This is a genomic window from Microvirga brassicacearum (assembly GCF_008757455.1).
GTDB classification, from domain to species: domain Bacteria; phylum Pseudomonadota; class Alphaproteobacteria; order Rhizobiales; family Beijerinckiaceae; genus Microvirga; species Microvirga brassicacearum.
In genome coordinates this window covers 1-15,079 of record NZ_VCMV01000061.1, presented here as the reverse complement: position 1 = coordinate 15,079, position 15,079 = coordinate 1, and the positions used below count along the sequence as shown (strand labels likewise).

Sequence of the window (15,079 nt, the reverse complement as noted above, 5' to 3'; positions counted from 1 at the left end):
GCTCTTGTTGGCCTTGGTGTTGAACACGAACACGTCCCGGCCGGCCCCGCCGGTGAGCACATCGTTGCCGGCCCCGCCATAAATCCGGTCATTGCCGGCCTCGCCGAAGAGGCTGTCGTTGCTGTTGCTGCCATAGATGGTATCGTTGCCGGATTCGCCACGGAGCACATCCGGCAGCGGTGTGCCCTGGATCGTGAACGGCGTCGTCTCGCCGGTGTCATTGGTCACGGTGACGTTCACGTTCAGGCTTGTGGTGCCGCCGTAGCCATCACGCGCCACGATGGTCACCGAATGCGCCGGCTTGGTCTCGAAGTCGAGCGGCCCGGTCACCACCAGGCTGTTGCCGACGATGCCGAAGGAACCGCTCGATCCGGGTGCCAGGCTGTAGGTGAGCGCGTCGCCGTCAAGATCCGTGGCCGCCAGCGTGCCCACCACCGCGTTCGCCGGCGCGTTCTCGACCGTGATGGCGTTCGACAGCGACAGTCCCGTCGGAGCGATGTTGAACAACTCGGTCCCGTCGTTGAACTCGAGATTCCTGATGTTCTTGAGCGCATCGGTGTCGGTGCCGTTCTTATTTGCGACCGTGATGGTGTCGCCGCTGCGGGTGACGGTGTACTGCGAGCGCGCGCCGAAGAACACCGCCGTGTCGTTACCGGTCTCGCCATCCAGCTTGTCGTTGCCGGCGCCGCCGCTCAGCGTGTCGTTGCCGGCGCCGCCAATCAGCGTGTCGTTGCCATCGCCGCCGCTCAGCGTGTCGTTGTCCCCGCCGCCAATCAGCGTGTCGATGCCGACGCCACCATCCAGCGTGTCGTTTCCATGCCCACCCTCCAGCCAGTCATTGCCGGCGCGCCCGTCGAGGGCGTCGGCCCCGTCCATGCCAAGGAGGTCCTCACTGGCGTTGGAACCGAGCATCGTGTCGCCGAAGGTGGAGCCCGAGAAGGTCTCGATCCCGATATAGACGTCGCCGAAGGCGTCACCGGTGTTGTTGCCCGTGTTCCCGAGATCGATCCTCACGCCAGCCTGCGCCGTCCGGTAGCTGGCAATATCCCAGCTGGCGCCGCCGACCAGGGAGTCGGCGCCAGTGCCGCCGTCGAGTTCATCGCTGCCGGCGCCACCATCCAGTGTGTCGTTGCCGGCGCCGCCCTGCAAGGTGTCGCGGTCGAGGCCGGACTCCTCACCGTAGAGCCAGTTGTTCCCAGCGTCGCCGATCAGCAGGTCGGCATGCTGGCTGCCGGCCACCACCTCGATACTGTCATAGCTGTCGCCGGCCGCGTCGCCGGTGTTCAGAGCTGGATTGGCCAGATTAACCGTGAGCCCCCGGCTGCTGCTGCCGTAATGGGCCATGTCCATTCCCGGGCCGCCCATCAGTCTGTCACCGCCGGCCCCACCGGACAGGAAATCGTCGCCGTCGTTGCCCCAGAGGGTATCGTTGCCGCCTGCGCCGTTCAGGGTGTCAAAGTCGAGGTTCGTGCCGATATACTGATCGTTCCCCGCCGTCCCGATCACCGCCACGGGCGAGAACCGCGGATCGAAGATCTGCGTGGCGATGCTGCCGCGGCTTTCACCCGGCGCTTGCTCGATCCAGGACACCACGAAGCGGCCGTCGGCAAGTGTCGTGATGTGCGGATGTCTCTGCTCATCAGGATCAGGCGCATGGGCCAGAATGTCATCGCCCTGCCGCCCGCCTGCACTATCGAACGTCACGACGCGAACATCGGCTTTCTGCCCAATGATTACGTGCGTAAAAGCGACGGCGAATCCGCCATCGGCCAGGGCCGAAACGATGGGCTCCGATTCGCCTCCAAGTACTACCGAATCAATCCCGAACTCAGCGCCAACCGGGGTGCCGTCGGGTTGGAAGATGCGCGCTTTGAGCACATCATCATTCCAAACGACGACGATACGCCCATCGCGCAGAACGGTGATCGATGGATTCCCGGCATCAGCAGCACCGACCGCGATGTCCGCTGAGCCGGTGGGGGACGTTCCATCCGGCTTGAGGATCCGCAAATACGTCTGTGTCGGCGTAGGGCCATCAGGGTCGGAGCGGTACAGCAAAGCGAGGTCGCCGTTCTGTAACTGAGCGGAAAATGCCGTTGTCTGGCTGCCGGCGAGATTCCCGGTCGCCGTGAACTCGTCCTTGATCAGTTGTCCTGTGCCACTGAACGTGCGCCCCACGACGTCGCGATTGAAGGTGAGGACATCCCCTTTTTCGTAGAGCACCATGAAGCCGCCGTTCTTGAGGGCAACGACGCTCGGGTTGGAACCATATGCACCCGATGACCCCTTGCTGAGCGTCAATCCGCTCTGGCGCAGGGTGCCGTCGGCATTGAACACGGTCCCTTTTGTAAAACCGTCCTTATCCCACCATGAGACCACATAGCCGCCATCGGACAGAACGGTCATGCTGGTAGGGATGTCGGCACGCGCATTGGCCTCCCCCGGCATGCGGACCTCAGGGCTCCGCACCGCCCCAAACGGGTCGAAGGTCTGCATGCGCAATCCAGGCCCGTCCCCTCCGAACCAAACCCCGACGAAGTTCCCATCAGGAAGCGCCAGCATTTTGAAGGAATTGTTGGTGAGTGCAGCGTCAATGACGTGCTGGGTTCCCCATCGAACGGGCGCCGGCATGGTGGATCTCCCTTGATCTTGGGTTGCCGCTACGTGAAATTATGTTTCACGTATGAGCAGTCTTCCCTTCCGGCGCACCCTGCAAACACAGGGGGCAGCGATCATCACCTGAGGTGGCTGGCGCTGAAGGGGCGAACCGTGTGATCGCGTTGCGTTTGGCTGGGTCGTGCGTTTCGGTTGTGGGGAGGGGCCTGACGCTTGTCGTTGGCAGACATGAAAAGCGAGGGCCTGACGACGTAACCGGAACGTTCAATCGGGCAGCTTCCAACCAGTCATGATAAGCGTGGAGCGATTTCGCTATTTGGAACGAGCATGAAGCACTCTGCCTCTCAAACCTATCCTCCTAGATTTGACGGCGATTTCTGCGACCGTTTCCAGGACCTGCTGATCTGGCGCCGGGACGTTAGGAGCTTCCGACCCGATCCCGTTCCTCAAGCTCTCCTGGATCGTTTACTCGATCTGATCCAACTTGCGCCATCGGTGGGGAATAGCCAGCCTTGGCGATTCGTGTCCGTCGAGAGCATGAAAGCACGCGCTTTTGTAAGGGCTAGCTTTGAGCAATGTAACCGAGAGGCGCTCGCAGGCTTCACAGGCGAGCGTGCGCAAACGTATGCCGGATTGAAGCTCTCGGGTCTGGACCAGGCTCCGGTCCAACTGGCCGTATTCTGTGACGAGGCGACAGAACAAGGAGATGGGCTAGGGCGTCGTACGATGTCAGAGACTTCGACGTGGTCTGTGGTCGGCGCTGTCCATCTTCTTTGGCTGGCCGCTCGTAGCCGCGGCCTAGGCCTGGGATGGATATCGATACTGGATCCGGCTCGGGTCACCGAAGCTCTTGAAGTCCCGCCGGCATGGCGGCTGATCGCCTATTTGTGCTTGGGTTGGCCTCAAGAGGAGCATGACATCCCTGAACTGGAGCGCCTTGGGTGGCAACAGAGAACGACCCAAGGACGTACGGTCTTGCGCCGATGATCCTACTCCAACTGAGCAAGCCGTCGCCGGTTGAAACCTGGCTTGGCACCAAGCCGTATCTGCGCGCAACAGCCGACAAGTTGGCGCCCGGAAAAAACGCCCTTGACCGACGATAGGCTGTGGCAAACCCGAGGATTGGAGAGTGGATGAGCTCGCGCTAGGAGTTTGGTATACGTTACGCCAGACCGGCACACGCCGATGTGATAACGCTTCGCGCAAGCAGAAGTTTGAGTCCGACAAGTCTGCGCGTAGTCCGCTGTGGGGCCGTGCGTCGCGGCGAGCCCCTTAATGCTCGGAGAAGACCGCAGATCGTGATTGTTGAAATTGGACCAAGGCGGCGCGGATGAACTCGACTAACTGCTGTGCTGCAAGGGATAATGGACGCCGGCTGGATGTCAGTAGCCAAATATCCATCGAGGTCTTTGGAAGCAGTGGACGACGGATCAACTGATCCGATGGGTAATCCATTCCAACGAAGGGCGGGAGAATAGAGACGCCGATGCCGTTGGCGACGAAGCTGCAGGCCGTCTCCGACATTGGTACTTCAATCTGATTGCGCTTTTGTACGCCGCGCATCTGGAATGCCCGATCGATTGTCATCAAGGAGCAATCATCCCGTTCCAAGGAGATGAAAGGCTCGTTCCGCAAATCCTCCACTCCGACAGCGGATTTAGCAGCCAGCGGATGCTGTGCTGGCAGAAAGCACATGAGATCAAATCGCACAACAGCCTCGGCTGTCACGTCCGGATGGTCGAATGGAAGTATGCTGAGGCCGATATCGACCTGTTGCGCCATGACGAGTTCTGAGATGCGCGGTGAGGCCCGGCTTTGAAGCGTCAGACGCAGATCTCGCTGCTCAGCCAAAAAGGGCGAAAGGGCCCGCGGCAGGTAGCGCGAGGCTAAAGCCGGGAGCGCTGCGATTGTGATCTGACCCCACTCGCGGTTCCGGACGGCCGCTGCCACACGCTCAATCCGTTCCGTACCGGCGATCAGCTTCTCTACTTCCGCCGCCACAAGGCGTGCCTCCAGCGTTGGAACCAGGCGTCCATTGCTGCGCATGAAGAGTTTGAAGCCGCAGCTCTCACCAAAGCCCTTCAACAGCTTGCTGACGGCAGGCTGTGAAATGCCCAGTCGCTCGCCAGCATGCGTGACGGAGCCCGTTTCCATGAACGCATGAAAGGCTTCTATCTGTCTGATATTCATCGCATTTTCCCCAATCGTGCGCTGATAGGTCATGAATTTTGGTTATAATGGATGGCAGAAAAGCAATTTGACAATCATATTCTCAGCACTTCTAGTCCCTTCAAGCGTGCCTGCAGCAACAATAAACCAAGGGAATTAAGCGTGATGAAATCAGTGGTTTCCATGGGAGCGTTGGCGATCTTGATGTCGGCCGCGTCACCCGCTTTGAGCAGCAGCCTTGTCGTCTGCATCGAAGGAAGCCCAGAGACCTTCAACCCGCAGCTGACCAGCAACGCGACCACAAGTATTGTTACGGGTCAGATCTACGATCAACTCGTCTCGGTCAAGGCCGGCGGTTCGGAACTCGAGCCGAGCCTCGCCGAAAGCTGGTCAATCTCTGAAGATGGCAAGACCTATACGTTCAAGCTGCGGCGCGGGGTGACATGGCAATCCAACAAGACGTTCAAGCCATCACGTAACTTCAATGCGGACGATGTGGTCTTCAGCTTCGAACGTATGATGAGGGCCGATCATCCCTATTACAAAGTCAACGGCGGGAACTATCTTACTTTCAACGCTAAGCTGGCGGATGTTCTGACGTCAGTGAAGAAAATCGACGACCACACGGTCGCGTTCACGCTCAAGGAGCCGCTGGCGCCCTTCACCGGTATCCTGTCCCACCAGTCTCTGGTCATCCTCTCAGCCGAGTATGCAGAGCAACTGCTTAAGGCCGGAACGCCTGAACAATTAGACCTGCAGCCCATCGGCACAGGCCCGTTCCAGTTGCAGGTTTATCAGACGAATGCGGCGGTGCGGTTCAAGGCCTTCCATGACTCCTGGGGAGAAAAGACGAAAGATCCCTCACGGACACCGAAGGTTGATGATCTTATCATGCCGATCACGGTGGATGCACCGGTTCGTCTGCAGCGCGCGCAAGCGGGTGAGTGCCACATTGCCAATGCGCCCAGTCCGACCGATCGAGAGGTGATCAGGGCGAGTGCTAAGCTCAACCTTGTCGAAACGCCTGTCGCATCCTCTGGCTTCCTTGCCTTCAATTTCAAAGAGAAGCCATTCCAGGATAAGCGCGTACGTCAGGCACTTGCGCATGCCGTCAATATGAAGGGCCTCGTCGATAACGTCTTTGACGGCACGGGCACCGTGACAAGAGCCCTCATCCCAGCCTCTCTCTGGGGGCACAATGCGGACCTGAAGGGCCATTCGTACGACATCGAAAAGGCGAAGGCTCTGCTTGCCGAGGCCGGATATCCCAATGGTTTCGATACGCAGATCTGGGCACTTCCGGTGACACGTCCTTACATGCCGAACGGCCGCCGCGCCGCAGAACTGATCCAGGCAGACTGGGCCAAGATCGGCGTCAAGGCAGAGATTGTGACTTACGAATGGGGCGAGTACGTCAAGCGCGCACGCCAGGGCGAGTCGAAGACCGCCATGTTCGGTGGTATCTGGGACTTCCCGGATCCGAGCCAGATCCCGAACAATTATTTTACTTGCAATTCGCAGGGCAAACCAAGCCCGTCGAATATCGGCTCGTGGTGCAATGCCGCGTTCAGTGACCTGATTGCCCGTGCCGGACAGATCACCGACCAGGATCGGCGTGCGGATCTCTACAAGCAGGCGCAAGTCGTCTTCAACGAAGAGATGCCGGCTATTCTGTTCGGCAGCTCCTCGGCGCTGCTGGCCGTCAACAAATCGGTTTCGGGATTTGTGCCGGCCGTGTTCGGAACCAGCCGCTTCTCAGGCGTGACGGTGCCCTAATCCGATCCGACTTTTCAGAGCCGGGCGGGGAGGGCTGACGGGTTCCCCCCTCGATTTTACTGACCTTTGGGCCGCGTTTTAGAATCCGGCGCACGGCCCATTTCCTTTGCGGAGCTTGAAGATGCGTGTTGTCGTGATCGGCGCAGGGATTCTTGGATCCAGTGTTGCCTATCATCTTGCCATGAGCGGCGTTGACGTTGAGGTGATTGACGAGGTTCATCAGGGTAAGGCGACCCTGGCAGGGGCAGGAATTGTCTGTCCTTGGGCCACGAAGGTAACCGATCCGGAGTGGTATGCTCTCTATGCGGCTGGAGCCCGTTACTACGCGGATTTGGTTGAGAGTTTGACGCGCCGTGGAGAAACCGATCTTGGATACGGGCGCGTCGGCGCGCTCGTCGTGTCCGAAGATCGGAGTGAGCTGGATGCGGCGGAGCAGAGGATCCAGACCCGTATCGCTGATGCGCCCGAGGCTGGGAACGTGCGGCGAGTATCGGCCGCCGAAGCGAAACAGCTTTTCCCGCCGTTGCGCGAGGATCTCGATGGCATTTACATTCCGGGTGGCTCCCGCGTGGACGGCAGGCTTCTCGCTGCTGCCATGACCCGGGCAGCCATCGCAGCGGGAGCCGTTCTCCGCCACGATCACGTGTCGCTCGAACTGCGGGACGGGAGGGCACGCGGCATTCGCAGCGACGGAAGCCCGATCGAAGCGGACGAGATCATCGTCACGGCGGGCGCCTGGGCCTCGCAAATCCTGCGCCCGCTTGGATTGGAGCACCCCGTCCGCCCGCAACGAGGGCAGATTGTTCACCTGCGCCTGCCGGGGGTCGAAACACGCTCTTGGCCCGTCCTGCTCCCGATGACCAGTCACTATATGCTTTCCTTTGACGACTCCCGTGTCGTGATCGGCGCAACGCGGGAAGACAACGCCGGATTCGACTATCGAGTCACGGCCAGCGGGCAGGCCGAGGTGCTCAATGCGGGCCTTGCCATTGCGCCCGGGCTTGCGTCGGGAACCATTATCGAAACACGGATCGGCTTCCGGCCCGCAGGCGACAGTTTCAAACCCATCCTCGGACGTGTCGCGGGGTTGGAGGGACTTATCGTCGGCAATGGCCTCGGAGCGGCTGGCCTGACCATAGGGCCCTATGCAGGACGTTTGCTGGCTCAGATTTGCATGGGTGAGAAACCGGACACCGACAACGCCCTCTACGCTCCCGCATCGGCGTGAACCACGCTCGTTTAAAATTAAAGGACAATCAATGACCGAAATCATCCGCCACCGGAAGCATAAGATCATGCATGGCGCCGTGGAGCACAACGGAGTGCTCTACTTCGGAGGGCATGCCGCCAATGACCTGTCGCGGGGAATGGCAGACCAGACCCGGGAGGTCTGCACCAAACTCGACAAGTTCCTCGCCGAACTCGGCTCTGACAAGACCAAGATCCTCGCTGCGCGAATCTATTTGAGCGACATGTCGCAGAAGGAAGAGATGAACAAGGCCTGGCTTGAATGGATTCCCGAGGATGACCTCCCGTCGCGAGCCACGATTGGCATTGCAAGTCTCGGCGATCCCAATCGCTTGATCGAAGTGATCATCACAGCCGCACGATAACAGACGCTGCGGTCGATTCAGCAATGAGATCGGGCTGCGGAGCATTTTCTTTGCCCGCAGCCATTCCTTGAGAGGCTTGTCGACTGAGAATAGCCGTCACGATCCTGGTCGGCCTATGGGACAGCAGATATGGCAGAAAAGATCAGCCGGATTGATGATCGCTACGCGATCAACGAAAAGTACGCGACGTTGCGTGGAATCCACCGCGACGCCCAGCGGCACCTGTCGGAAGTCGAGTGGAATTATCTTTGGTGTGGCACTGGCGACGAAGTCACCCTCAAGGACAACACGGCAGCGTTCGACCGTTACCGCTTTGTCACTCCGCTATTCGCCGGGATCGACAATCCCGATACCCGGACCAATGTTCTGGGATTCGATCTGAGCTTTCCCGCTTTCATAGCACCGTTCGGGGGAGAGGCCGTATTCCATCCTGACGGACACCTTGCCATCGGGCGTGCGGCAGAAGCAGTTGGCATTCAGCAGATGGTGCCGGTTGCCGCATCGTTCCCGCTTGAAGATATTGCGGCCGCTTCCTCCGTGGCGTCGGTATTCCAGATGACCTTCGTCGGCGACGAAGATGCCGTCATGGATCTCGCGGAGCGGGCCAAGAACGCCGGCTACAAGTACCTCTGCATCACATATTCCCCCGTTAGGCAATGGCGGGAGCGGATGATGGAAGACCGCTTTTCCATCCGAGGCGAGAGCGGCCCTGCCAACTTTGGGCCGGGGCGGTCCGATCCGGCCGCCCTCGTCGAACTGCTGGAATTCACACAGCCGCGCTGGAACTGGCAGCAGGTGGCGCGCGCCATTGCCCATGCGCCTCTCCCGTGTATCCTCAAAGGTGTCACGAGTGTCCAGGACGCCCATGCGGCACTCGATGCCGGTGCGGTTGGGCTTTATGTCTCGAATTACGGCGGTCGCACGGTTGATCGGACGCCCGCAGCTCTGGACGTCCTGCCGTCCATCCGCAAGTCGGTGGGGCAAGAGATTCCAATCATCTTCGACTCGGGCATCCGCCGGGGTAGTGACATCGCCACGGCACTCGCACTGGGCGCGGACGCGGTTGCGCTCGGTCGTCTCATCGGGCTTGGACTAGCGGCCGATGGCGAGTACGGAGTGCGCCGGACCCTCGAACTCCTGCAGCGCGAGTTCTGGACGACGCTGGGCCATTTGGGCTGCTCCCAGGTTGGGGATCTCAGCGAGGCAGTTCTTTACCATCCCCCCGCAGATATGGCCCGCTAAGGAAGCATTCTCAACCTAAAAGCAGGAGGTCCGGATCTGGCACATTGCTGAAGTGTCGCGTTGGCTCGCTCACAGCCGGTAAGCTGACGTCAATCACGAAAGTCGAAATTTGACGAGTACGGGCTCCGGGCGAGATAGAGTTACGAACTCTCGACATGCGCAACTTTGTTGCCGATCAGGTTTAGCAAGTCTCGGCGGTTTCAGGTCCTTGCAACCGCCGAGATATGAGCAGGGCGATTCAAACCCGGAATTCCGACCACAAGAGCAGCAATTCAAGCTGGTTGCGTGTCCCCGCAACCAGCTTGAATTGTCGACCAGCATAAGCCGGATCCGAAAGGGTCCGGCTTGTTGCGCTCGCGCCGGCTCACTGGCGGTCGGCCCTGATCGAACAATTGCGAGCGTCGGCGACTTCTTGCTGCTGTCGGCGCTCGCACGATCCAGCCATACACAGCACAAGGATGCGGACGAGGTCCCCGCTCAAGACGCCTTCCAGTCCACCGCCGGACGTTCCTGTGCCGTCACGGTGATGCGTCCGATATCGCGCGGATCAGCCTCATGGCTTGCTCCCGTGTTCGAGCCCTCCAGCAGGAGCTGAAGCTCCGCAACCTTTGCGCCGATAGACGGCCGTCAGGTTGATCGGCCGGCAGACCGATCCGCGAGCAGAACCTGCACAGGAGCAGGTTGCGTCGAAATCGACCTTTCTAGGAAAAACCGTTCGGACGAGCACCGAGCCGTGAATCAGAATCGGGCACTAATGCCGAGGATTGGTCCATGCTGGAGCATGTCGAACTCGTAGCGCCGCCGGCCTTCGCCCTGGGCATAGTCCACGGAGAGCGCCCGATAGCCGACGACGCCGGCGAACGTGATCCCCTGGTAAGTTGCGAACTCAAAGCCATAGCCGCCGACCGCCTGCCAGGAGAAGTCGCTGCCGACGCCGAAGCCGCCGATATCGCCGCGAAGGAAGAGTTCATGGCCCGGCGCCACCGCATAGCGCATGCGGGCGCCAATCACCGGATCGAGCCAGTCGACGGACCCGGAACGGGCGAACGCCCGGGCTCCGGCAAGCTGTAGGTCGCCGATGTCGACCGCACCCGCGATGTCGAACGAAACGTCCGCCTCCTGATACCAGTAGCGGGCGCCGCCGAGGATATCGAACGCCAGCGCTCCTGAGCGGGCGACTTCGTAGGCGGCGCCGATTTCGACGATGGCCATCTCGATGTCGAGGGCGAGCGACGTGCCGAATGTTCCGGTCACACCGGGCGCGGGCGAGCGGCTTCGGACGTTGCCGCCCTCCACCCCGATCTTGGTCCAGACCACGTCGCCGTAGAGGGCGAAGGGGCCGCGGCGGGCCTCGACGGTGCCCATCAGCGCCACGAGCGTATCGCTCTTCTCGACGATGTCGATGAAGCTTGCATCGACCTTCACGGAGCGCCCCCGCACGGTCTGGGTGCCGTCCATCCCGATGAGCCAGCCATACGGCACGAAACGGAAGCTCCACGATGGCGGCATGGGCAACGCCTCGATGAAGGGCGGCGTCGTCGGCACATCCGCCGCAAGAGCCGCCGAACCGGAGGCGGCCACAACAGTCCAGATCGCCAGGGCTCCGGACAGCCGGCGCGCAAGTTGATGCATTGAAGTTCTCCCGTTCCACATTCGCCAGGCAGCGTGTTCCATCTGAGCCATGTCCCGTCCAACAGTCCAGCCGAGTTTTCTTTTCCGGCAATCGCTGTGCTGGATCTGCATCATCTCGCGGCCCCGTGGGTTGGGGGCAGTGGCAACTCGGCAACTGCATCCAGGACATCGGCGCTGCTCGTGGCGATGTCTCGTCAGTGTCGCTCGTCACCCGCAGAAGACTAGTCGGGAAAATCCTGAGACTTTCGTGGGAGAACCCTGAGACTCACGCCCACGACTTACGCTTGTATGTCCGATCTGGCGACGTCCCCCTTCGGAGAGGCTTCCCGAGACGTTTTTCCTATCGGCCCTCGACAGCCAAGCGCCTCAGGGTTTAACCTGCCCCGCAAGGATTGAGGGCCCCTGTCGCAGCCCCAATGCCCGTTGCGTTGGCCCCGCGGCTGGACATCGATTTTATGTCCGATGGAACCGCCCAGCTATCTGCTCGATCGAACCAGGGTTCGCTGCCTCGCTTGCGGAGGCAGGTCGCGCTAGCCTTCACGGCGATCGTCCTTGCCGCATGTCTTGTCGCGGCGGCTCTGCTGGTCTCGCGCGCGATGGTGGAACGAGATGGAATCGAGCACCATGCCGGTCACGCTGCGGCTGCGCTCTCCTTCGGCTTCGATCAGGAGGTGGCCGCGGTCAACTATCTCCTGAAGGGCCTGTCGAAGTCTCCGGCGCTCCTGTCGGGCGATGCCGCGGCCATCTACGACCAATTCAAGGCAACGCCAGTTCCGGAGGGCTCCTGGCTGAACCTGAACGACCGTCAACACCTTGCGGCCGTTCGGGGCGCCGCTCCCGAGGCATATGGACTTCGAAAATTACCAGAAACAGCTCGACCGCATTCGGGACCGGAGATGGAGTGTCTCCGGCCGGATGATGGGCTTGGTGAAGGGAGACACTGTCGTGGCCCTGAGTCTCCGGCTCGACGAGGCGGACGGGCGGATGTCAGGCTTCATCACGACGGTCCTGTCGCAGGCACGGCTGGGCAGGATCTTGGCGGACGAAACAGTGTCGGCCGGTTGGACGAAGGGCCTCTACGACCGCAAGCTCCTGCCGATCGTAACCGAACGCGATGGGCAGACCGAATCCGACATCCCTGCACCCCCGGCGCTGGCCGCCCGCCTTGCCGATGCCGGCCCCGACAGCACGATCGAAGGGACGGTCGAGGCGACGGACGGGGGCGGCGTGCCCGTCCTCGTCGCCTACCGACGCTCGGGGGCGACAAATTGGACGACTACGGTCGCGGTGCCGCTCACGGACCTCAATGCCCCGATCGTCGGCGCATTGTGGCAGATGGCCGGACCCGCGGCCCTGCTGGTGCTGGCCGGAGGACTGGCGGCCTTGTTCACCACCCGCCAGATCGAGGAGCCCCTTCGCACCATGTCCGGCCAGGTCATCCGTGCGCAGCGCCAGGTCGGCGTGCTGTCGGATCAGGTGCTCGCACATGAGGAGGAGGAGCGTCGGGCCAAGGGCCTGCTCCAGGCCTCCCTCGACGCCCTCTCGGCCCACATCGCCATATTGGACGCAGGCGGAACGGTGATAGCCGTGAACAGGGCGTGGCATCGCTTTGCCGGCCGCAACGGGTATCCTTCGGCCGGACACGGCATCGGGCTCAACTACGTGGACGTTTGTCGCTCTGCAGCCTCTGGAGACATCGATGCCCTGCTCGTTGCTGAAGGCCTTGCGGCTCTCCTGAACGGGGCGCGGACCGAGTTCAGAACCCAGTATGCCTGCGGCCACCGCTGGTTCCTGCTGCGGGCGGCGCGGTTCATGCACACGGGTGCGGTCCACGTCGTCGTTGCCCACGAGGACGTCACCGATCTCATTCTGACGAAGCGGGATCTCGCCGAGACGGCCGACCGCCTCCTGCACCTCCAGGACGAGGAGCGGCAGCGGATCGGCGCCGAGCTCCACGATTCCACGACTCAGCACCTCACCGCGGCGGGACTTGGCCTCGCCCGGGCTCACGTTCTGGCCTCCGGGCACCCCGACATCCAGGCGGCCCTTGGCAGCGTCGGGACCAGTATCGACGAGGCGCAGCGGGAGATCAGGACGCTGTCGTTCCTGCTCTATCCTCCCAACCTCGAACGCGACGGACTGTCGCTCACCCTGCGCGACTTCGTCCATGGCTTCGCCCGCCGGGCAGGACTGATGGCCCGAGTGCGCATCGACCCGGCGATCGACCCGGCCGATGCGAACGTGTGCTGGGCCATGCTCCGGGTCACCCAGGAGGCCCTGGCCAACGTCCGCCGTCACGCCCAGGCCAGCCGGATCTCGGTAGATGTCCGTACCGAAGGCGATATGCTGCGCCTGCGCATCTCGGACGACGGGATTGGGTTGTCGACGAATTCATCTCCTGCCTCCCGGCCGAGGCTCGGTGTCGGAATCCCCGGCATGCAGGCCCGGGTCCGACAGCTCGGGGGCGAGCTGTCGGTGACTGGCGGGCGAAGGGGCGTGACGGTCCACGCCGCGATGCCGCTGGTTTTCACGGCGGACGGCGCGACCTTGAAGCCCTCGGGGGCACAACCCGAGCCGAAGTCAGGGTTTACATCGATGGCGGGACGGGAGCCGTCACGCTAGTCTGGCCGAACGCTGAGAACCGGGGCGCGCCGATGACCCGAATCCTGATCGCCGACGACCACGACATCGTCCGGGACGGCCTGCGCGCCCTCCTCGAGACACGAGCTGATTGGACCGTCGTGGCCGAGGCCTCGAACGGACAGGAAGCCTTGGAACTGGCCACTGCGACCCAGCCGGACGTTGTTATCCTCGACTATTCCATGCCGATCATGAACGGGGTCGAGGTTGTCAGGCAACTTCGGGCGCGGCGCCTTCGGGCGGAAGTGCTGGTCTTCACCATGCATGACGACGACGGAGTAATCCGTGAGGCCCTTCAAGCCGGCGTCCGGGGATACCTGCTCAAGGCAGATGCCCGAAGCCACCTCGTCGAAGCGGTCGAGACGCTGGCGCGGCACGAGGCCTACATTTCAGGCAAGGTCTCGGGGGCTCTGCTCGACGCTGTCCTCGACGGGCGGAGCAGGACCGGAAGTCTGTTGACCGCCCGCGAGCGCACGATCGTCCAGCTCATCGCCGAAGGCCGAACGAACAAGGAGATCTGCCCGCTCCTCCAGATCAGCATCAAAACGGTCGAGACGCACCGGGCCTCCGCACTCCGCAAGCTCGGAATCAGGACCACGGCCGACCTTATCCGGTACGCCATCCGCAACCGCATGATCGAGGCCTAGGCCAAAATCCCGGAAAAGAACCTGAGGCGACAAACCGGGAGTTCCGTACCTTCGTCGATGCGACGGATCATGTCACCATCGCGGAGCGGGACCCCGATCCTGACGACTATCCCGGCGCCCTGCCGCACATGCCGAAGGCGGGCTCGCTCATGTTCAATCCGCCGAACCACCCCGTGGACCTGCGGGACTGGAGCCAATGGTGGACGTTTCGCTTCGGAGCGACGTGGCGCAAGCCCTACGGCCCGGGCTCCTCGATCAAGGGGCTCGACGACCACCCGGTGGTGCACGTCGCCCATGCCGATGCAGAGGCCTACGCCGCGTGGGCCGGCAAGAGCCTGCCGACCGAAGCCGAGTGGGAATTCGCCGCCCGCGGTGGGCTCGACGGGCCGAGTTCGCCTGGGGCGATGAACTGGAGCCGGACGGCCGCCAGATGGCGAATTTCTGGCATGGCGAGTTCCCGTACCAGAACCTCTCGCTGGCCTCCTATAAACGCACGGCTGCTGTCGGCACCTTTCCGCCTAACGGATACGGCCTCGTCGAGATGATCGGCAACGTTTGGGAATGGACGAGCGACTTCTACACGCCCAAGCACGCGGACGATGCCGCGAAGCCGTGCTGCATCCCCGCAAATCCGCGCGGCGGGCGCGAGGACGAGAGCTACGATCCGTGCCAGCCCGAAATCCGCATCCCGCGTCTATGCCCAGCCGAGTCGAGACCGCCGACATCGTCGGCGGTCTCGACTAC

11 protein-coding genes and 1 pseudogene are annotated in these 15,079 nt (G+C 62.0%); 8 read left to right on the top strand and 4 right to left on the bottom strand.

Features of this window, described 5'->3' with window-relative positions:
• A partial coding sequence (locus tag FEZ63_RS21635) for a cadherin domain-containing protein (protein WP_201274246.1) occupies window positions 1-2,496 on the bottom strand: 2,496 nt, incomplete at its 3' end.
• Between the two features lie 447 nt (window positions 2,497-2,943).
• Between FEZ63_RS21635 and bluB the strand changes: the two genes are divergently transcribed.
• Window positions 2,944-3,603 carry a 5,6-dimethylbenzimidazole synthase gene (bluB, locus tag FEZ63_RS21630; RefSeq protein WP_150948549.1) on the top strand — a complete coding sequence of 220 codons (660 nt, stop codon included), beginning with the start codon at window positions 2,944-2,946 and terminating at the stop codon, window positions 3,601-3,603.
• A gap of 285 nt (window positions 3,604-3,888) precedes the next feature.
• Here bluB and FEZ63_RS21625 read toward each other — a convergent pair whose 3' ends face one another.
• Window positions 3,889-4,839 (bottom strand): LysR substrate-binding domain-containing protein, encoded by a 951-nt coding sequence (locus FEZ63_RS21625; RefSeq protein WP_244622929.1) that lies wholly within the window; start codon window positions 4,837-4,839, stop codon window positions 3,889-3,891.
• Window positions 4,840-4,857: 18 nt separating this feature from the next.
• Here FEZ63_RS21625 and FEZ63_RS21620 point away from each other — a divergent pair, with 18 nt between their 5' ends.
• The 4 genes from FEZ63_RS21620 (at window position 4,858) to FEZ63_RS21605 (ending at window position 9,416) form a co-directional block, all read left to right on the top strand.
• Complete coding sequence (locus tag FEZ63_RS21620) at window positions 4,858-6,561, top strand: ABC transporter substrate-binding protein (protein ID WP_244622928.1); 1,704 nt, start codon at window positions 4,858-4,860, stop codon at window positions 6,559-6,561.
• A gap of 121 nt (window positions 6,562-6,682) precedes the next feature.
• Window positions 6,683-7,789 carry an NAD(P)/FAD-dependent oxidoreductase gene (locus tag FEZ63_RS21615; RefSeq protein ID WP_150948546.1) on the top strand — a complete coding sequence of 369 codons (1,107 nt, stop codon included), beginning with the start codon at window positions 6,683-6,685 and terminating at the stop codon, window positions 7,787-7,789.
• 31 nt (window positions 7,790-7,820) lie between these two features.
• Window positions 7,821-8,174, top strand: coding sequence for a RidA family protein (locus FEZ63_RS21610; RefSeq protein ID WP_150948543.1), 354 nt, complete (start codon window positions 7,821-7,823; stop codon window positions 8,172-8,174).
• Window positions 8,175-8,303: 129 nt separating this feature from the next.
• The gene (locus tag FEZ63_RS21605; protein WP_150948540.1) at window positions 8,304-9,416 is read left to right on the top strand and encodes an alpha-hydroxy acid oxidase; all 1,113 of its coding nucleotides are present in this window, start codon (window positions 8,304-8,306) and stop codon (window positions 9,414-9,416) included.
• Between the two features lie 738 nt (window positions 9,417-10,154).
• On the opposite strand, the gene FEZ63_RS21600 is transcribed toward FEZ63_RS21605, so the two are convergent.
• Both FEZ63_RS21600 and FEZ63_RS21595 read right to left on the bottom strand, forming a co-directional pair.
• A complete protein-coding gene (locus tag FEZ63_RS21600) occupies window positions 10,155-11,048 on the bottom strand; it encodes a hypothetical protein (protein WP_150948537.1) in 894 nt (297 codons plus the stop codon).
• 530 nt (window positions 11,049-11,578) lie between these two features.
• Window positions 11,579-11,860 (bottom strand): hypothetical protein, encoded by a 282-nt coding sequence (locus FEZ63_RS21595; RefSeq protein ID WP_150948533.1) that lies wholly within the window; start codon window positions 11,858-11,860, stop codon window positions 11,579-11,581.
• Window positions 11,861-11,993: 133 nt separating this feature from the next.
• Here FEZ63_RS21595 and FEZ63_RS21590 point away from each other — a divergent pair, with 133 nt between their 5' ends.
• From FEZ63_RS21590 to FEZ63_RS21580, 3 genes and pseudogenes are all read left to right on the top strand, one after another.
• The gene (locus tag FEZ63_RS21590; RefSeq protein WP_162419816.1) at window positions 11,994-13,670 is read left to right on the top strand and encodes an ATP-binding protein; all 1,677 of its coding nucleotides are present in this window, start codon (window positions 11,994-11,996) and stop codon (window positions 13,668-13,670) included.
• A 32-nt stretch (window positions 13,671-13,702) separates the two neighbouring features.
• On the top strand, window positions 13,703-14,335 hold the full coding sequence (locus FEZ63_RS21585) for a response regulator (protein ID WP_150948526.1): 633 nt from the start codon (window positions 13,703-13,705) through the stop codon (window positions 14,333-14,335).
• 77 nt (window positions 14,336-14,412) lie between these two features.
• A pseudogene (locus FEZ63_RS21580) lies at window positions 14,413-15,079 on the top strand (SUMF1/EgtB/PvdO family nonheme iron enzyme); the annotation flags it as partial.

What these genes read in the sequence shown, in the direction of transcription:
- FEZ63_RS21620 (WP_244622928.1), top strand. Translation starts at nt 4,858, where the DNA reads ATGGCAGAAAAGCAATTTGACAATCATATTCTCAGCACTTCTAGTCCC.
- FEZ63_RS21615 (WP_150948546.1), top strand. Translation starts at nt 6,683, where the DNA reads ATGCGTGTTGTCGTGATCGGCGCAGGGATTCTTGGATCCAGTGTTGCC.
- FEZ63_RS21605 (WP_150948540.1), top strand. Translation starts at nt 8,304, where the DNA reads ATGGCAGAAAAGATCAGCCGGATTGATGATCGCTACGCGATCAACGAA.
- bluB (WP_150948549.1), top strand. Translation starts at nt 2,944, where the DNA reads ATGAAGCACTCTGCCTCTCAAACCTATCCTCCTAGATTTGACGGCGAT.
- FEZ63_RS21625 (WP_244622929.1), bottom strand. Translation starts at nt 4,839, where the DNA reads ATGACCTATCAGCGCACGATTGGGGAAAATGCGATGAATATCAGACAG.
- FEZ63_RS21610 (WP_150948543.1), top strand. Translation starts at nt 7,821, where the DNA reads ATGACCGAAATCATCCGCCACCGGAAGCATAAGATCATGCATGGCGCC.
- FEZ63_RS21585 (WP_150948526.1), top strand. Translation starts at nt 13,703, where the DNA reads ATGACCCGAATCCTGATCGCCGACGACCACGACATCGTCCGGGACGGC.
- FEZ63_RS21600 (WP_150948537.1), bottom strand. Translation starts at nt 11,048, where the DNA reads ATGCATCAACTTGCGCGCCGGCTGTCCGGAGCCCTGGCGATCTGGACT.